The sequence below is a fragment of the Sandaracinus amylolyticus genome (assembly GCF_021631985.1).
Taxonomy (GTDB): Bacteria; Myxococcota_A; Polyangia; order Polyangiales; family Sandaracinaceae; genus Sandaracinus; species Sandaracinus amylolyticus_A.
In genome coordinates, this window is sequence record NZ_CP070225.1 from 3,077,820 (window position 1) to 3,096,179 (window position 18,360).

Here is an 18,360-nt window from a genome sequence, read left to right on the forward strand (position 1 = left end):
GCGCGAGCATCGGGTTGCGATGCATCGACCGCAAGGCCGCGCCCGGCGTCGCGTTGTAGAATGTCCGCGATGGTGGTGTCCGAGGAAGGCCTCGCGCTGCGCGCTGGAGACGTACGCGCCGCAGAGCTCCTCGAGACGCACCTCGCGCGTGTGCTCCGCACGCTGGAATCGGAGCGCGCGACCGGCGTGCTCGACGTCGACGCGGGCGGGATCCGCACCACGTTCTACCTGCGCGAGGGCGCGATCGTGTTCGCGGAGTCGGGCACGGTCGGCGAGACGCTCGGCCGCGTGCTCGTGACGCGCGGTGTGATCACCGACGCGCAGTATCGGCAGATCCTCCGACGCATGACCGACGCGCTCGTCCACGACGAGCTGATGCGCTTCGGCGAGGTCGCGATCGAGCTCGGGATCCTCTCGCCCGATCGCGTGTCCGAAGGGCTCCGTGCGCAGATGCGGGCGCGCGTCGTGCGCTGCCTGCAGCTCGATCAGGCACGCTGGATCTTCCGCGAGGATCTCGACGCGGTCGCGTCGGTCGCGCGCTTCGCGCTCCCGCTGCCCGCGGTGTTGCTCGAGTCGCTCGCCGAGCCCCAGGAAGCGGCGCGATGGGCGTGGCGCCTCGCGTCGCACGCAGAGCTCGGAGTCGTGCTCGCCGCGCCGCCGAGCGAGATCGCGACGCGCCTCGGGCTCGGGCCCGCGGAGCTGCGCATCGTGCGCGCGCTCGAAGGCCATCCGCGCGTCGGCGAGGTGCTCGTCCCCGACGCGCCCGACCTCGAGCCGCGCGCCGCGATCCTCGCGACGCTCCTGCTGCTCGAGCTCGCCGAGCTCCGCACGATCACGTCGATCACGCAGCAACGCGCGCCCTCGCCCGAGCCGGTGAGCACCGAGGTGCTCCGCCCCGCGAGCGACGACGTCGCCGCACGCGCGAGCGGTGCCGCGGCGCGGCTGCGCGAAGAGGTCGAGCGCCGTCGCAACGCGGGGCCCACCACGCGTCGCGACGAGACGCGCACCCGCCTCTCCGCCGAGGAGCGCTACGCCGAGGGGCGGCGCTGGCTGCGCGAGGGCAAGCCCCAGCTCGCGCTGCGCGAGCTGCGCGCGGCCGCGGAGCAGATGCCCGACGCGAACGAGTACCGTCTCGCCGAGGCCTTCGCGGACTGGCTCTGCGCCGACGACGACATCGTGCGCGCCGCGGCGCACGACCTGCTCGCGCACTGGATCACCCAGACGCTCAAGGCCGATCGCCGCAACGCGCTCGGTCACTACGCGCAGGGCCGCATCTTCGCGGCGGCGGGCGATCACGCGCAGGCGCTCAAGGCGTTCACCATCGCGAGCAAGCTGGACCCGAGCGACGTCGAGGCGACGCGCTGGGTCCGGATCACGAAGCAGCGCGCCGGCGCCGCGAAGTGAGCCCGACTCACTCTTCGCGCGACTCGATGCGCGCGATCGCCCACGCCGCCGCGTCGCGCACCGCGGGATCCACGTCACGCTCGCGCGCTTCGCGCAGCACCGGCAGGTGCACCTTGCCGCCGACGTTCCCGAGCACGATCGCCGCGTTGCGCGCCGCACCCGTGCGCTTCAGGCGCCGCACCGGCGAGCCGAGCGAGTACGCGTCGAACGTCTCCTCGTCCATGCGCAGCACGCTCACCGCGTCGTGATCGCGCCACCGCGCGTCGGGCGCGAAAGGCTCGGTCGTCGACGGGTCGGGCGGCGCCGTGCGCGTGAACGGGCAGACGTCCTGGCACACGTCGCACCCGAGGAAACGATCGCCGATGCCCTCGCGCAGCTTCTCGTCGATCGCGCCCTCGTGCTCGATCGTGAGGTACGAGATGCAGCGCCGCGCATCGAGCTGGCGCACGTCGACGAACGCGCGCGTCGGGCACGCGTCGAGGCATCGCGTGCAGGTCCCGCAGCGCTCGCCCATCGGCTCGTCGGGCTCGAGCTCCGCGGTCGTGAGCACGGTCGCGAGCAGCACGTGCGAGCCGAGGCCCGGGATGATCAGACAGCAGTTCTTCCCGATGAAGCCGAGCCCCGCGCGCACCGCCCACGCGCGCTCGAACACCGGCGCCGAGTCGGTCGATCCGCGCGACGGATGGCCCGAAGCGCGCAGCCACTCCGCGAGCTTCTTCGCGCGCTTGCCGATCACGTTGTGGTAGTCGCGACCGCGCGCATACCGCGCGACGAGCCCGGGCGACGGGCCCACCCGCTCCTCGTGCCGCGCGTAGGGCGTGGCCATCACGATCACGCTGCGAGCGCCCGCGAGCATCCGCTCGTCGCGCGGATCGACGCGCACCTCGCACGTCTCCTCCATCCACGACATCGCGGCGTGACGCCCCTCTGCGAGCCACGCGCGCAGCCGCTCGCCCTCCGGCCCGAGCGTCTCCGCGCGCGCGATCCCGACCCGCGCGAACCCGAGCTCGCGCGCTCGCGCCTTCACCTCGTCCGTGAGCGTCACGTCACTCGCCGCCCGACGGGATCTCCTCGGGCGGCTCCCCGCGATCGACCAGCGGAGTGTTCCGCAGCATGAACGGACGCGCGTTCCAGGTTCCGCACTGCCGCGGGCCGCGATCGAAGCGCCAGTGCAGCCACGCGCGCCCGTCGCCGCTCAGGATCGCGTCGGGCGGCTGGGGGAACGGCTGCGCGCGCATCACCGAGTTGAACGCGCCGAAGTCGAAGAGGATGTTGCCGCTCGTCGCGACGATGCCGACGCGATGCACGGTGCCGTCGGGGTTCACCGCGATCTCGAGCGTCGTGTTGAGCGACATGTCGTTGAGCCCTTCGCTCGCGTCGGGCGAGATGCCCGCGACGTAGCGATCGGCGAACTCGCGGTGGATGCGCCGGTGCATGTCCGAGAGGAACGTCGCGAACGGCGAGGCCGCCGCGTCGAGCGCGGTCTGGTTCCCGGGACGCACCTCGCTCACGTAGTTCTCGATCGCCGCGCGGAACTCCTGCCAGCGCTGCTCGCGGCTCGCGCCGCGCGATCGCGATCGACGCTCCTCGAGGCGCGCCTCGCGCTGACGTCGCAGCTCCTCCTCGCCGTAGATCGACTCGAACTGCGACCACGAGAGCGGGCTGCCGGGGCCGCCGCGCACACCGGTCGCACCGCCGCGGCGCGCACCACCGCGGGTCCGCCCGGGACGGCCGACCGCCAGGCCCTCGCCGCTCTCGCCTCGCCCGCGCCCCTCACGTCGCGCACCGCCCGCTTCGCCCTCGCCGCTGCCCTCGGGCCGCGTCGTCGGGCGCGGGCGCGTGATCGTGAACGTGCCGAACCCGTCGGAGATCGTGACCGTCTCCTGCTCGACCGGCGCACCGCCGCCCATCGCGCGCGCGCCGCCTTCTTCGCTGCGCGCGCGCTCGCCCTCGCGCGCCTCGTGATCGTGCCCGTGGTCCATGCTCTCGGCGCCCGCGGCGGTGGGACGCGGCGAGGTCGACGCCTCGCGCTCGCGCGGCGGGCGTCGCTCGGCTTCTTCGGGCAGGACGCGGCGTCGATCGTCGCCCTCGACGTCGCGCATGTCCGCGACCTCGTCCTCGTCGGAATTCCCGGGCTCCTCGGTCGGGCCCTGCTCCTGGGTCGCGCCGGGGCTCGGCTGGGCGTCGTCGCGGATCGTGTTGGTGATCGTCGCCTGGGTCTCCTCCTCGACGTCGCGCGACTCCTCGGCGATGAAGCGCGCGTCGGGCGGCGGCTCGGCGGGCGGATCTTCGCTGCGCTGCACGATCGCGCGGCGCTCCTCGAGCGGCGGCGGGGGCGGCGGAGGCGGCGGCTCGGCCGCGGGAGCGACCGGCGGAGGCGGCTCGGGCTCGGGCTCCGGCTCGGGCGTGCGCTCCGGCTCCGGCTCGGGCTGGCGCTCGGGCTCGGGCGGGCGACGGCGACGGCGCGGCGGCTCGGGCGTGGGCTCGGGTGTCGCGGTCGGCTCCTCGGGAGGCGTCGCCTCGGGCGGGGTCGGCGCCTCGTCGGGGACGGCGTCGCTCGGCATCTCCGACGGGTTGGGCTCGACCAGCGAGATCTCGATCGGCGCGCTGGGCGCCGCGCTCGGCTCGCTCTCGAGCAGCCGCGCGAGCACGCCGAGCCCCGCATAGATCGGCAGGTGGATCGAGATCGAGCCCAGCAGCGCGATCGCGAGGACGATCGCAGGCGGGACCAGCAGCGCTCCGCTGCCTCGTGCGCGTGCCGGCGTGCTCTTGGGGACGCCCTGTTCGTCCGGCGTGCGCGGCGTCGTGCTCACGAGCTGGGTCCGTGGTTCGGCGTAGCGGGCGCGCGATGCGCGAGCAAGCAGAGCAGCCCCACCACCGCACACGTCGGGCCCGCGAGCCGCTCCGTCCAGAGAGGCGCTTCGCGACGCCCACGAACGACGACGCCGCGACCCGGAGCGGGCCGCGGCGTCCTCGGAGCGCGTTCTCCGGAGCTCAGCGAGGCGGGCGCACGATCACGCGGCCACCACCCCCACCGCCTCCCCGCTGCGGCGGAGGCGTCACCACGACCCCGCTGCTCCGGCGCTGCTGCGGCTGCTGCACCACCACGCCCCCACCACGCGGCGGCGGCGTCACGACCACCCCGCCACCCCGCGGCGGCGGCGTCACGACCACTCCGCCACCTCGCGGCGGCGGCGTCACCACCACTCCGCCACCCCGCGGCGGCGGCGTCACCACCACTCCGCCACCTCGCGGCGGCGGCGTCACCACCACTCCACCTCGCGGCGGCGGCGTCACCACGACGGTCCCGCCACGCGGCGGCGGCTGCACCACCACGCCTCCGCGGTACGTCGGCTGCTGCACGACCACCCCGCCGCGATAGGGCGGCGTCGCGACCACCGCACGGCGCGGCGGAGGCGGCGACACGATCACGCCGCGCCCGTCACGCCAGCCGCCCTGGACGTACACGTAGCCGGTGCCCCGACGCTCCCAGCGCGGCTGCACGAACACGTAGCCGGGACGCGGGTCGATCCAGTAGCCGTCGACCCACGCGTACTGGTAGCCGTCCCACTCGTAGTGGCCCTCGACCCACACCGCCCCCTGGTACGGCGCCGGGCTCTGGGCGTAGGTCACGGTCGCGACCGGCGGGGGCGGCGGATCGTAGACGACCACGCCCGCGCGTCCGCGCGCGACGGTGGCGTAGCAACCGGCGTTCGCCACCGCGAGCACGAGGACGGCTCCCGTGACGATCCGGCGCAAGAACGAGCTCATCGTGACCTCCAGTCCACGTCCTCGGCGTGCGAGGACGGGGTGTCATCCTGCCTAAGCAATGCGGGTGCCTGCCTCACGTGGCGACGGGCCCCTCTTCCGTTACGAAAATCGGCTCGCCGCTCCGGTCCCTTCCGTCCGCGCGCTCCGCGCGCTGCCGTACGGGCCCTCCGGGACGAGCACTCGTATAGGGGTTACGAGAATCTGTGCCGCGCGCAACGGAGTCGGTGTGGGTTGCATCGCCGTCCATTGCCGTGCCCATCATCGGCGTCCACGAACGAGCCCCCGAGAGGAAGGAACCGCGATGGCTCAAGAGTCCCACGCCCACGATTCGATCGACGCCCCGACGCGCGAGCTGCTTCAACGCTTCGGCTGGGACACCGAGAGCTTCGAGGCGCTGCGCGCACGTCTGCGCGCCGGTGCCGCGGAGTCCGACAACCACATCCGCGGTCGCGTCGCACCGCCCGAGGCGGGCGACATCATCACACTCCCTGCGCCGGGTAGTGCCGCGCGGAAGGCGCTCGAGGCCCGTGGGCGCGAGGCGCTGCGCACTGGGCTGGTGGGCGCGGTCGTGCTCGCGGGCGGGATGGCGACGCGCTTCGGCGGCGTGGTGAAGGCGGGCGTCGAGGCGGTCGAGGGCCGCACGTTCCTCGACCTCAAGCTCTCCGACGTCGCGCGGCTCGCGGAGCGCGAGGACGCGCGCATCCCGATCTACGTGATGACCAGCTTCGCGACGCACGACGAGGTCGAGCACCTCTCGCGCGCGCTCGAGACCCCGCGCGCGCCGGTGCGCTGCTTCCCGCAGTACATCTCGCTGCGCCTCGCGCCCGACGGCTCGCTCTTCCACGAGCCCAGCGACGGAACGCTCTCGCCCTACGCCCCCGGCCACGGCGATCTCAGCTTCGCGCTGCGCCGCGCCGGTCTGCTCCAGGACTTCGTGCAGAAGGGCGGTCGCCTGCTCTACATGTCGAACGTCGACAACCTCGGCGCGACGCTCGATCCCGCGGTGATCGGCGCGCACCTCGAGTCGGGCAAGCAGATCACCGCCGAGGTGGTGCGCAAGGAGAAGGGCGACAAGGGCGGCGCGCCCGCGCGCGTCGACGGGGCCGCGCAGATCGTCGAGTCCTTCCGCTTCCCCGACGCGTTCGATCAGGACTCGATCCCGGTCTTCAACACGAACTCGTTCGTGCTCGACGCGACCACGCTCGACCGCGACTTCCCGCTCACGTGGTTCGTCGTGCGCAAGAAGGTCGAGGGCGCAGAGGCGATCCAGTTCGAGCGCCTCGTCGGCGAGCTCACCGCGTTCCTGCCGACGTCGTTCCTCGAGGTGGAGCGCCACGGCGCGGACGGCCGCTTCCAGCCGGTGAAGGACCCGCCCGAGCTCGAGCATCGCCGCGCGGAGATCACCGCCCTGCTGCGCGCACGCGGCGTGCTCTGATCCGCGCGTGAGGTCCCGTCTCGTCTTCGCGCTGCTCCTCGCGGTGGGATGCGGCGACGATCCGGTGCGGATCCTCGACGGCGCGTGCGCGTTCGCCGAGGAGCACCGGATCGCGGTCCCCGATGGTCCGGTGATCGACGATCTCGCGATCGCGACCGACGGCGAGCGCGTGCTCGCGGTCTGGTCGGAGCGCGCCGGCGCGTTCGTGCGCGCGCTCGATGCGCGCGGCGCGCCGCTCGAGGCCGCGCTGCGCATCGGACCTTCGTGCGACGGTGGGCTCGCCGCGGTCGTGCACGAGGGCGCGCTCCACGTCGCGTGTGGTCGCCGTGGTCGCGAGGGGCGCGACGACGAGGGCGGCGTGCAGCTCTACGTCGTGCGCGATCGCGCGGTCGGCGCACGCGCCGCGCTGGGCGCGATGGGCGCCGACGGCAGCGGCGTGTCGGTCGCGGTCGATGCGCAGGGCGCGCCGTGGCTCGGATGGCAGGAGGCCGAGGGCGCGGTGAGCGAGGCGTGGATCGCGCGCGCGATCGACGGCGCGACGACCGAGCGACTCTCCTCGCCGCGCTTCCGCGCGTCGCGCCCGGCGCTGCTGGCGAGCGGCGATCGTGTGCTCGCGACGTGGGCCGAGACCTGGCTCGACGGAGACGGCGAGGTCGAGGGGCGCGTGATGCTGCGCGCCGGCGCGCGCGCGGCGCGTCCGGTCGCCGATCTCGCGTTCGACGCGCCGCTGCCGTTGCTGCGCGGGGGCGCCGCGGGCGACGTGATCCTCGGGTTCCGCGATCGACGTCCGCCTCGCTCGCGACCGCGCTTCCAGATCGCGCGCGTGCAGTCGGACGCGACGGCGATCGATCGCATCGAGAGCTCCGCGCACGCGAACGCGACCGGCGGGTCGACGACGATCGCATGCGGCGGCGACGTGTTCGTGATCGCGCCGCGCACCCACTCGCGCACCGAGCGCCTCGTCAGCGTGCGTCGCTACACCCGCGAGCTCGAGGCGCGCGGCCCCGAGATGCAGATCTACGAGCACGGCGCGGCGTTCGAGCACGCCGACGCGACGTGCGTCGGCGGTCACGTGGTCGTTCTGTTCGCGTCGCGACGGAGTCAGCTCCAGGAGCAGGGCTCGGTGCGCGCCGTCGCGGTGAATTGCGCGTCCGAGAGCGACTGATCGCGGCCGATCTCGATCGGAATTCGATGATCGCGAGCCCGAGATCGCGCGTTTCACGAAGCGAATTGCCGTGTTTCACGCCCCTAGGGGATGCCTAGGTGGATCCTAGGCGAGGGCTCGATCGAGCCCAGGCACGAGCTGGATCGAACCCAGGCCGAGGCTGGATCGAGCCCAGGCCGAGGCTGGATCGAGCCCACGGCTCGGCGCGATCCGATCTCCCTCAGCGCGGCACGAGGCGACCGCCCGAGTAGGCGTAGGTCACCGCGCGGTCGCGCCACGGCAGGAGCGGCGGCGCGATGCCGTCGGTCGCCGCGGTGTCGCCCCAGGGCCAGCTCGACGCGTCCCAGCCGCGCGCCGTGCCCGGCCGGATCTCGAGGGTGCCGTTGCCTGCTCGCACTTCGTTCTCGATGCGGCGCCCCGACTGCTCGCGCGCGACCTCGCGCTGCAGCAGCGCGGGGAACCCGACGGGCGTGAACTGGAACACCAGCAGGACCTCGCGGCGCACGTCGCCGATGTTCTGCCGCACCCGCATCAGGATCTCGTGGCGCGGATCGCCGGTGATCTCCGCGGTGCGCACGTCGAGCACGTCCCCCGCGGCCTGCGCCGGGATCTGGAAGTGGAACCAGCCGCTGCCGTTGCGGAACCCCGGACCCACGACCACGAGGTCACGGCCGTACACGACGACCTCTTCCTCCTGCGCGTCCGCCGCGACGTTCGCGCGCACGCGGAACGTGGGGCGCGCATCGCGCAGGCCGCGCTCGCGGCGGAACGCGGAGAGCAGATCCTCGACCCCCGGCGGCGGCGGCGTCGCCGGCTCGGCGCTGGTGGTCGCGGTCGCCGGCGCGCGCGCGGTCGCGGGATCGACGTAGCGCGGGTTCGGTCGCTCCGAGACCCGCGCGAAGCGCGAGCCGTCCCAGCGGTACTCGCGCGAGAGCACCGGGCCCCACGGCACCAGGATCGGCTCGGCGTCGGCGGCGGGCGCCTCCTGCAGCGTGCTCGCGTCGAGGCCCTGCGCGCGCCCGGTGCGCGCCTCGATCGTCGCGGGCTGGCCCCGGCGTCCCGCGCGCACCTGCACCGCGGACTCGACGCTGCCCGCGCCGGTCGCCTTGCGCGTCTCGATCGCGAAGGCGGGCTGGATCTGTCCGGTCGCGAACGAGAAGACCTGCCAGAGATCGCGCGAGCCGCGATCGTCGCTCTGCCGCAGCGTGACGACGAGCTCGCTCTTGCCGTCGCCGGTGAGGTCGACGAGGCGCGGCTCGCGCACGTCGGCCGCCGCGCCGATCGGCAGCTGCACGAACGAGAAGCCGCGACCCTCCTGCCATCCCGCGCCGGTCACGACGAGGAAGCGATCGACGATCGAGACGCGCTCGGGCTGGGCGTCGCCGCCGACGTCGCCGCGGAGATCGTGCGCGGGGCGCGCGCCCTCGAGCTGTCGGCTCGCGAGGAACGACTCGAACGCCGCGCTCTGTCCGCCGCTCGGCGCGAGCGTCGGGAGCAGCTCGAGGTGCGCGCGATCGACCGCCGCGAACGTCGGCTCGTTCTCGACCTCGGGGCGCGCCGCGGAGTCGACGTCGCGGAGGCGCACCGAGCCGCGCCCTTCCTGCCAGCGCGCGCTCCCGGGGATCGCGTTCCACGGGATGAACGCCTCGACGACGTAGCCGCCGCGCGAAGGGCCTTCGACGATCTGCGCGCCGCGCGCGTTGCCGGGGCGCCCGAGGCCGCCGACGCCGACGCGCGCCGCGCTGCGCCCGGTCTCGCCCGCCCAGAGCCAGATCTCGACGCCGTCGAAGCCACGGCCGCGCGGCATCGCGAGGGTGACGACGACCGCGTCCTCGTCGGTGCCCGGGCTCGCGGTGCGGATGAGGCGCTCGTCGCGCACCTCGGCGCCGACGTAGAGACCACCGCCGTCGTAGGCGAGCGCGACGCGCATCGAGGCGTCGGCACCTTCACCGACGTCGAGGAAGCGAACTCCGCGCCACTCGCGGAGCGAGCCGTCGACCCGGAGGCTCGCGCCCTCGCCGGCCTCGGTGATGGGGAGCGCGACCTGGGCGTGCGCGCGTGGAGCGAAGGAGAGGAGAACGGCGAGCCCGATCAGTGCGGAGCGCATCGGGCACGAGACGTTATCACAGCGGTCGCGCTTCATCGGGACGACGAGACCGCGTCGGGGCGCGCAGGTTCCGGATCAGGAGCGCACGGTCGGCAGCGGGACGCGGACCTTCTTCTTCTCGCCGCGCAGCGCGAGCTGTCCGCACGCCGCGGCGATGTCGTCGCCCTTGCGGCGACGCACGAAGTTGGGCACGCCCTGCCCTCGCAGCGTCTCCTGGAACGCGTCGACGCTCTCCCAGCTCGGCGCACGCAGGGGGTTGTCGTCGACCGCGTTCATCGGGATGAGGTTGACCTTCACCGGGATGCCGCGGAGCAGCTTCGCGAGCGCCTTGGCGTCGGCGATGGACGCGTTGACGCCTTCGATCAGCGTGTACTCGATCGTGATCCGGCGGCGCTTCGGGAGCGGGTAGCGCTTCAGCGCGGCGAGGAGCTCGGCGAGCGGGTACTTCTTGTTGATCGGCATCACCTCGCTGCGCCGCTCGTCGCTGGTCGCGTGCAGCGAGATCGCGAGCTGCACCTGGCCGCCGAACTCGGTGCCGAGGCGATCGATCTCGGGCACGAGCCCGCTCGTCGACACGGTGACGCGACGCTTGCTGAGGCCGAGCCCATCGGGATGGCAGAGCAGCGTGAGCGCGCGCGCGACCGCCGCGTAGTTGTGCAGCGGCTCGCCCATGCCCATGAAGACGACGTTGCGCACGCGCTCGCCGCTCGCCTCGAGCTGGGCGCGACCCGCGAGCACCTGGCCGACGATCTCCGCGGCGCTGAGGTGACGCTTGAAGCCGGCGATGCCGGACGCGCAGAACGTGCACGCCATCGCGCAGCCGACCTGCGAGGAGATGCACTGGGTGACCCACGCGCTGGTGGGCTCGTCGTCGGGATCTTCTTCGGGCGTGTAGCCGTCGCCGGGCTGCGTGCTCTTCATCGGGATGAGCACGGTCTCGACGGTGCGCTCGTCGGGGAGCGAGACGAGCAGCTTGCGGGTGCCGTCCTCGCTCTCGTGGGCCTGCGCGATCGAGAGCGGAGGGACGAGCGATTCCTCGGCGAGCTTGCGGCGGAGGGACTTCGGGAGATCGGTCATCTGCTCGGCGTCGAACACGCCGCGCTGATGGAGCCAGCGGAAGACCTGGAGCCCGCGATACTTCGGCTCGCCCCACGCCTCCAGCACCGCGGCCCACTCCTCGGGCAAGCGCTCGAGGGGATGCGCGGGAGGCGAGAGCTCGGGGCGAGGGAGAGACGGCGGGGCGGACATCAGCCGGCAGGTCTGGGGCGCGGGGACCGGAGGCGCAATGAATACCGGGGCAGGACCGGGATGCCACGCGAGCGTGATCGTCTCGACGTCGGCGTGCGAGAGCGGCTCCGAGGCCGAATCCGACCCGAAGCGCGCCCTCGAATCACCCAAACGGGCGCGGTGCCCTCGCCTGACGCTACCGTTTCGCTCGCGCGCGGCGCTGCAGCACGAGCGCGAGGGCGAGCCCGAGGAGCCCGAGTGCGGCTCGGCTCGAGCGGGGCTGCGCGCCTGCCGCGACGCAGCCCCAACCGCCCTCCGCGCCCGAAACGATCCCGGCGTCGGGGCCCGCGCCGGCGTCCGACGACGCAGCCGCGCCGGCGTCCGACGACGCAGCCGCGTCGGCACTGCCGGCGTCACGTGCGCCTGCGTCGGACGTCCGCACGCAGATCGTGTCGGCGGTCTCGGTGCAGGCCGACACCTCCAGCTCGTCGGCCGCACACTCGGTGCACGCGGTGCAGGCGCGGTCGCTCGTCGCGGTCGGCGCCACCGACTCGTACTCGTCGGCGCCGCATGCGCTCAGCGCGGTGCACGCGCGGTCGCTCGTCGCGGTCGGCGCGGTCGACTCGTACTCGGTCGAGCTGCATACCGTGTACGGCGCGCAGGCTCGATCCATCGTCGCCGTCGGCGGCGCTACTTCGTAGTGCGAGGTCCCGCAGCTGCCCACCGGCGTGCAGGCGCGATCGCTGCTCGGGGTCGGAGGCACCGATTCGAACTCGCCGGCGCCACAGACCGTCAGCGCGGTGCACACGCGGTCGCGCGTCTGCGTCTGCGGCACCGACTCGTACTCGTCGGCGCAGCAGACCGTCAGCGCGGTGCACGCGCGGTCGCTCGTCGCGGTCGGCGCGACCGACTGATACTCGGTCGAGCTGCACACCGTGTACGGCGCGCAGGCTCGATCCATCGTCGCCGTCGGCGGCGCTACTTCGTAGTGCGAGGTCCCGCAGCTGCCCACCGGCGTGCAGACACGATCGCTGCTCGGGGTCGGAGGCACCGATTCGAACTCGCCGGCGCCACAGACCGTCAGCGCGGTGCACACGCGGTCGCTCGTCGGCGTCTGCGGCACCGACTCGTACTCGTCGGCGCCACAGACCGTCAGCGCGGTGCAGACGCGGTCGCTCGTCTGCGTCTGCGGCACCGATTCGAACTCGCCGGCGCGGCAGACCGTCAGCGCGGTGCACACGCGGTCGCTCGTCGCGGTGGGCGCGACCGACTGATACTCGGTCGAGCTGCACACCGTGTACGGCGCGCAGGCTCGATCCCTCGTCGCCGTCGGCGGCGACACTTCGTAGTGCGTGGTCCCGCAGGTGGCCACCGGCGTGCAGACGCGATCGCTGCTCGGGGTCGGAGGCACCGATTCGAACTCGCCGGCGCCACAGACCGTCAGCGCGGTGCACACGCGGTCGCTCGTCTGCGTCTGTGGCACCGATTCGAACTCGCCGGCGCCACAGACCGTCAGCGCGGTGCACACGCGGTCGCTCGTCTGCGTCTGCGGCACCGACTCGTACTCGTCGGCGCGGCAGACCGTCAGCGCGGTGCACGCGCGGTCGCTCGTCGCGGTCGGCGCGACCGACTGATACTCGGTCGAGCTGCACACCGTGTACGGCGCGCAGGCTCGATCCCTCGTCGCCGTCGGCGGCGACGCTTCATAGTGGGTGGTCCCGCAGGTGGCCACCGGCGTGCAGACGCGATCGCTGCTCGGGGTCGGAGGCACCGATTCGAACTCGCCGGCGCCACAGACCGTCAGCGCGGTGCACACGCGGTCGCTCGTCTGCGTCTGTGGCACCGATTCGAACTCGCCGGCGCCACAGACCGTCAGCGCGGTGCACACGCGGTCGCTCGTCTGCGTCTGTGGCACCGACTCGTACTCGTCGGCGCCACAGACCGTCAGCGCGGTGCACACGCGGTCGCTCGTCGCGGTCGGCGCGACCGACTGATACTGGGTCGAGCTGCACACCGTGTACGGCGCGCAGGCTCGATCCCTCGTCGCCGTCGGCGGCGACACTTCGTAGTGAGTGGTCCCGCAGGTGGCCACCGGCGTGCAGACACGATCGCTGCTCGGGGTCGGAGGCACCGATTCGAACTCGCCGGCGCCACAGACCGTCAGCGCGGTGCACACGCGGTCGCTCGTCTGCGTCTGCGGCACCGACTCGTACTCGTCGGCGCGGCAGACCGTCAGCGCGGTGCACGCGCGGTCGCTGGTCGCGGTGGGCTCGGTCGACTCGTACTCGCTCGCGCTGCACGCGACCCACGTCGCGCACGAGAGCGCGTTCGCGCTCGACGAGTAGCTGCCCGCCTCGCACGCGCTGCACGCACGATCGCTCGTGGTGGAGCCCACCGCCGTCACGTACGTGCCTGCTGCGCAGGCGCTCCACGCGGTGCAGCTCGACGCGCCCGCGCCCGACCATTCTCCCGCCCGACATGCGGTGCATGCGGTCGCGCCGGTGCCATCGGCCGAGTACGTCCCCGCGGGGCACGCGCTGCACACGTACCCGCCGCCCGCTCGTCCCGTGCAGCTCGTCCCGCTCAGGCACGGGTCGCCGCTGCCGCCGCACGTGCCCGCGGTGCAGATGTCCGTTGCGGTGCACCCGAGCCCGTCGTCGCACGCGTTGCCGGTGGTCGCTCCGCACGTGCCGTCGCTCGCGGCTCCTGCCGCCACCGAGCACGCCTGGCAGTCGTCGGTGGCGCCGCCGCACGCGCTCTCGCAGCACACGCCGTCCACGCAATGCCCACTCTCGCAGTCGGCGCCGGCGCCGCAGGAGTCACCGAGGTCCGCGCCGTACCGGACGAGACGCGCCTGAGCGCGCCAGATGCCGAACGGAGCCTCGGGCACGAAGCGGCTGTACGCCAGGAGGAGCTCGCCCGGCGCGCCGCCCGCGAGCCGCGGAGTCTCTTCGTTCGTCGCCAGATCCGCCGCGAGCACCACGCCGCCCGGGGACTCGACGATCCCGTCGCTCACCCGGGTCCCGTAAATGTCCGTCGAGGCCCCGCGGGAGTCCTGCCAGACGACGACGTAGTCGATCCCCGTCGACGCCACGCTCGGGAACTGCTGGCCGTTCACCGCGGTCGAGATCGCCAGGCCGGTCGCGTCGAGGACGGTTCCGGCGGCGCTCACCCGGCTCCCGTAGATGTCGGACGCCACGCCGCTCCGGAGGTCGTGCCAGGCCACCAGGTAGTCGGTCCCATTCGACGCCACGCTCGCGAACTGCTCGCTGCCCGCCGCGGTCGAGACCGCCAGGCCGGTCGCGTCGAGGACCGTTCCGGCGCTGCTCACCCGGCTGCCGTAGATGTCGGACGCCACGCCGCTCCGGAAGTCGTGCCAGGCCACCAAGTAGTCGGTCCCGTTCGACGCCACGCTCGCCGAATGCTGGCTGCTCGCCGCGGTCGAGACCGCCAGGCCCCCGGCGTCGAGGACTCTTCCGGCGGCGCTCACCCGGGCCGCGTAGAGGTCGAACGAGACATTCTGAGAGCTCTGCCAGACCACCAGGTAATCGGTCCCGTTCGACGCCACGCTCGGGAGCAGCTGGTTGTCCGCCGCGGTCGACACCCCCAGGCCGGCGGGGTCCAGAATGATCCCGGCGCCGGTGACCCGGCTCGCGTAGATGTCCGTCGTCGAGCCTCTGCGGTAGTCGCACCAGACCACCAGGTAGTCGGTCCCGTTCGATGCCACGCTGGGGGACTGCTGGTTGTTCGCCGCGGTCGAGACCGCGAGGCCGCTGATGTCGAGCACCGTCCCGGACGCGCTCACGCGCGTCGCGTAGATGTCGGAGCTCGAACCGCTGCGCGAGTCCCGCCAGACCACGAGGTACTCGGTCCCGTTCGACGCCACGCTGGGGGACTGCTGGTCGTTCGCCGCGGTCGAGACCACCAGGCCGCTGATGTCGAGCACCGTCCCGGAGGCGCTCACGCGGGTCCCGTAGATGTCGGAGTGCGAACCGCTGCGGGAGTCCTGCCAGGCCACCAGGTAGTCGGTCCCGGTCGACGCCACGCTCGGCCACAGCTGGTGGCCCGCCGCGGTCGAGACCGCCCGGCCGCCGGCGTCGAGGACCACCCCGGCGGCGCTCACCCGGCTTCCGTAGAGGTTGGTCATCGAGCCGCTCCGCGTGTCCTCCCAGACCACGAGGTACTCGGTCCCGTTCGACGCCACGCTCGGGTACTGCTGGCTGCTCGCCGCGGTCGAGACCGCCAGGCCTCCGGCGTCGAGGACCGCCCCGGCGGCGCTCACCCGGCTTGCGTAGACGTCGCTCGTCGAACCGTTCCGGTAGTCGTTCCAGACCACCAAGTAGTCGGTCCCGTTCGATGTGACGCTCGGGTACTCCTGGCCGTCCCGCGCGGTGGAGACCGCCACGCCGCTGGTGTCGAGGATCGCCCCGGCAGCGCTCACCCGGCTCGCGTAGATGTCCCACCCGAAGCCGCCGCGGGCGTCCTCCCAGACCACCAGGTAGTCGGTCCCGTTCGACGCGACGCTCGGGAACAGCTGGTTGCCCGTCGCGGTGGAGACCGCCAGGCCGCCGGGGTGCTGGATGATCCCGTCGGCGCTCACCCGGCTCGCGTAGATGTCCGTCGAGGCGCTGCGGGAGTCGTACCAGACCACCAGGTAGTCGGTCCCGTTCGACGCCACGCTCGGCGACCGCTGGGCGTTCGCCGCGGTCGAGACCGCCAGGCCGCTGACGTCGAGGACCGCGCCGGCGGCGCTCACCCGGCTTGCGTAGACGTCGCTCGTCGCGCCGTTCCGGGAGTCCTCCCAGACCACCAGATAGTCGGTCCCGTTCGACGCTACGCTCGGGTGCTCTTCCTGGGCGTTCGCCGCGGCGGAGACCGCCACGCCGCTGGCGTCGAGGACCGTTCCGGCAGCGCTCACCCGGCTCGCGTAGATGTCGGTCGTCCCGCCGCCCCGGGAGTCGTGCCAGACCACCAGGTAGTCGGTCCCGTTCGACGCCACGCTCGGGACCGACTGGCTGCTCGCCGCGGGCCCGGTGACCGGGTTGTCCAGCCCGAGCTCCGGCGAGATCGTCGGGTCCAGCACCGTCGGGTACGCGGCCGCCTCGACGACCTGCGCCGGGACCCTCAGCTCGATTCCATCACCCGCCCAGCGCGCCGGCACCGCCGTCCGGTGCCCCGCGGCGTCGATCCACGTCGCGTGTCCGTAGCGGAAGCCCAGGCCGGTCGCGTCGGCGAAGTGGAGCCCCGACGTCGTCTCCCCCGCGTACTGCATCCCCTTCGCTTCGATGCGCACGCGCAGCTCGCCCGCTCCGCTCGGCCGCCGCGCGAACGACCAGCTCTGCTCGACCCCGTCGTCGCCGTTGCGCAGGTGCTCGACGACCTCGCCGCGCGCGATGGTCAGGTGCCCGTCCTCGGCAACCGCCGCCTCCCCGCCGTCCCGCGACGCAAGCGCTCGATCCCCGCGCGCGAGCTCCGTGACCTCGAGCTGCAACGAAGCGCTCTCGAGGACCTCGGGCGGCGCGTCCTGCAGGGCCTCCGGATCAGCCTCGCGATCCAGCTCCGCGGCGGCGCTTGGCGCGTGGTACGCGCGCAGCGTCAGCGCCCGCGCGTCCGCCTCGACGGCGTACGTCGCGTGCCCGCCTTCGTAGCGCCCCGACGCCTCCGGGCGTCGATAGGCGAAGTGCACCCGCTCGATGATCGCCGCGAGGTCGAAGGGCACCGCGCCAGGATCGACGGCCCCCGGACGGAGCGTCGCCCCGGAGCCCCCCTGCTCGGCGCGCTCCGGGGCGGCGTCCTGCAGAATCGCGCGCGGCGCGCGCTCCGCTCCGTCGACAACGTGTCCGCTCGCTGTGCTCGACGGCCGCTCGGCAACGCGCCCTCCGCGGCTCCACGAGCCAAGGGCGCAGAGAAGCACCACCGCGCACGCAACGAGCCCGCCCAGCTTCCGTGTTGACATCCCCGTCTCCTCGCATCCCCAAAGGAACGATCCGCATCGCGCCCCTGCGACCGTCGTCTCACGACGACGGACGGAGCGACCCCCAACGCCGCGCGGACGATAGTGGCGCGCGATCCCGCCCACAAGCAGCGTGGCCTCGCGCGAACCACACCACCGACGCGGTCCCGCGCTACGCGCGTGCCCTCGCCGACTCGGTCATCCAGGCGAATGCGCAGCCGAGCCCGGATCGCGAAGCGCGCCGCGATGCGACCACCGACTCCCGAGATCCCCACCGCGATCGTCAGGCAGCCCGCCAGCACCCGGCTCTCGGACCCACTGCCCCGCGCCGCTCGCCGAGCCGCTCTCAGACCGCCACGCCGAAGTCCCGCAGCGCAGCGTTGAGCGACGTCTTCTTGTCGGTGCTCTCCGTGCGCTTTCCGATGATCAGCGCGCACGGCACGCCGTACTCGCCCGCCGGGAACTTCTTCGGGCGGGTCCCCGGGATCACCACCGAGCGCGCCGGGATCCGACCCCGCGTCTCGACCGGCTTCTCGCCGGTGACGTCGACGATCGGCGTCGACGCGGTGAGCACGACGTTCGCGCCGATCACCGCCTCGCGCTCGACGTGCACGCCCTCCACCACGATCGCGCGCGAGCCGACGAAGCAGCCGTCCTCGACGATCACCGGACGCGCACCGGGCGGCTCGAGCACGCCGCCGATGCCGACGCCGCCCGAGAGATGCACGTCGCGCCCGATCTGCGCGCACGAGCCGACCGTCGCCCAGGTGTCGACCATCGTGCCCGCGCCGACCCACGCGCCGATGTTCACGTAGCCGGGCATCAGCACGACGCCCTTCTCGAGGTGCGCGCCGTAGCGCGCGACCCCGGGCGGCACCACGCGCACGCCCGCCTCGTCGAGCCCGTGCTTGAGCGGGATCTTGTCGTGGAACTCGAAGGGCCCGACCTCGATGCGCTCCATCCCGCGAACCGCGAAGTAGAGCAGCACCGCCTGCTTCACCCACGCGTTCACCGTCCACTCGCCGCCCTCGCCCGGCGGATTCGCCACGCGCAGGCGTCCCTCGTCGAGCGCGGCGATCGCGTCGAGCACCGCGACGCGATGCGCGGTGTCGTGCAGCTTCGACCGGTCGGCGAAAGCGGCCTCGATCAGCGGGCGCAGCGAGGTCGGATCGGGTGCGTCGTGGCTCGTCGACATCCTTCGGTCCTAGCAGGCGCGCGCGAGGCACGGAAGCCTGGCCGGCGGACCAACGACGGAAAAGACGAACGCCACACACGCGATCGCAGCCTGAACGATCGCG

10 protein-coding genes are annotated in these 18,360 nt (G+C 73.3%); 3 read left to right on the plus strand and 7 right to left on the minus strand.

What is annotated here, in order from left to right:
- The first annotated feature begins 69 nt into the window (after positions 1 to 69).
- The gene (locus I5071_RS12720; RefSeq protein ID WP_236605702.1) at positions 70 to 1,404 is read left to right on the plus strand and encodes a DUF4388 domain-containing protein; all 1,335 of its coding nucleotides are present in this window, start codon (positions 70 to 72) and stop codon (positions 1,402 to 1,404) included.
- Positions 1,405 to 1,411: 7 nt separating this feature from the next.
- On the opposite strand, the gene queG is transcribed toward I5071_RS12720, so the two are convergent.
- The 3 genes from queG to I5071_RS12735 all read right to left on the minus strand — a co-directional run bounded on the left by queG (position 1,412) and on the right by I5071_RS12735 (position 5,175).
- Complete coding sequence (gene queG / locus I5071_RS12725) at positions 1,412 to 2,449, minus strand: tRNA epoxyqueuosine(34) reductase QueG (RefSeq protein ID WP_236605703.1); 1,038 nt, start codon at positions 2,447 to 2,449, stop codon at positions 1,412 to 1,414.
- 1 nt (position 2,450) lies between these two features.
- On the minus strand, positions 2,451 to 4,217 hold the full coding sequence (locus I5071_RS12730; RefSeq protein WP_236605704.1) for a TonB C-terminal domain-containing protein: 1,767 nt from the start codon (positions 4,215 to 4,217) through the stop codon (positions 2,451 to 2,453).
- 181 nt (positions 4,218 to 4,398) lie between these two features.
- Positions 4,399 to 5,175, minus strand: coding sequence for a hypothetical protein (locus I5071_RS12735; RefSeq protein WP_236605705.1), 777 nt, complete (start codon positions 5,173 to 5,175; stop codon positions 4,399 to 4,401).
- A 301-nt stretch (positions 5,176 to 5,476) separates the two neighbouring features.
- Here I5071_RS12735 and I5071_RS12740 point away from each other — a divergent pair, with 301 nt between their 5' ends.
- Positions 5,477 to 6,610: a UTP--glucose-1-phosphate uridylyltransferase gene (locus tag I5071_RS12740; protein WP_236605706.1), complete on the plus strand. Its 1,134-nt coding sequence runs from the start codon at positions 5,477 to 5,479 to the stop codon at positions 6,608 to 6,610.
- 7 nt (positions 6,611 to 6,617) lie between these two features.
- Positions 6,618 to 7,775 (plus strand): hypothetical protein, encoded by a 1,158-nt coding sequence (locus I5071_RS12745; RefSeq protein WP_236605707.1) that lies wholly within the window; start codon positions 6,618 to 6,620, stop codon positions 7,773 to 7,775.
- A gap of 220 nt (positions 7,776 to 7,995) precedes the next feature.
- Here the strand turns inward: I5071_RS12745 and I5071_RS12750 are convergent, their stop codons facing one another.
- The 4 genes from I5071_RS12750 to I5071_RS12765 form a co-directional block, all read right to left on the minus strand.
- Positions 7,996 to 9,882, minus strand: coding sequence for a hypothetical protein (locus I5071_RS12750; protein WP_236605708.1), 1,887 nt, complete (start codon positions 9,880 to 9,882; stop codon positions 7,996 to 7,998).
- 75 nt (positions 9,883 to 9,957) lie between these two features.
- Entirely contained in the window at positions 9,958 to 11,130 is a 1,173-nt protein-coding gene (rlmN, locus tag I5071_RS12755; RefSeq protein WP_236605709.1) for a 23S rRNA (adenine(2503)-C(2))-methyltransferase RlmN, read from the minus strand.
- A 175-nt stretch (positions 11,131 to 11,305) separates the two neighbouring features.
- A complete protein-coding gene (locus I5071_RS12760; protein ID WP_236605710.1) occupies positions 11,306 to 16,828 on the minus strand; it encodes a hypothetical protein in 5,523 nt (1,840 codons plus the stop codon).
- A 580-nt stretch (positions 16,829 to 17,408) separates the two neighbouring features.
- On the minus strand, positions 17,409 to 18,257 hold the full coding sequence (locus I5071_RS12765; RefSeq protein WP_236605711.1) for a 2,3,4,5-tetrahydropyridine-2,6-dicarboxylate N-succinyltransferase: 849 nt from the start codon (positions 18,255 to 18,257) through the stop codon (positions 17,409 to 17,411).
- Positions 18,258 to 18,360 lie beyond the last annotated feature (103 nt).

Bases quoted from the DNA above. Each gene is read 5' to 3' on its own strand.
- rlmN (WP_236605709.1), bottom strand. From the start codon at position 11,130: ATGTCCGCCCCGCCGTCTCTCCCTCGCCCCGAGCTCTCGCCTCCCGCG.
- I5071_RS12765 (WP_236605711.1), bottom strand. From the start codon at position 18,257: ATGTCGACGAGCCACGACGCACCCGATCCGACCTCGCTGCGCCCGCTG.
- I5071_RS12750 (WP_236605708.1), bottom strand. From the start codon at position 9,882: ATGCGCTCCGCACTGATCGGGCTCGCCGTTCTCCTCTCCTTCGCTCCA.
- I5071_RS12735 (WP_236605705.1), bottom strand. From the start codon at position 5,175: ATGAGCTCGTTCTTGCGCCGGATCGTCACGGGAGCCGTCCTCGTGCTC.
- I5071_RS12720 (WP_236605702.1), top strand. From the start codon at position 70: ATGGTGGTGTCCGAGGAAGGCCTCGCGCTGCGCGCTGGAGACGTACGC.
- I5071_RS12740 (WP_236605706.1), top strand. From the start codon at position 5,477: ATGGCTCAAGAGTCCCACGCCCACGATTCGATCGACGCCCCGACGCGC.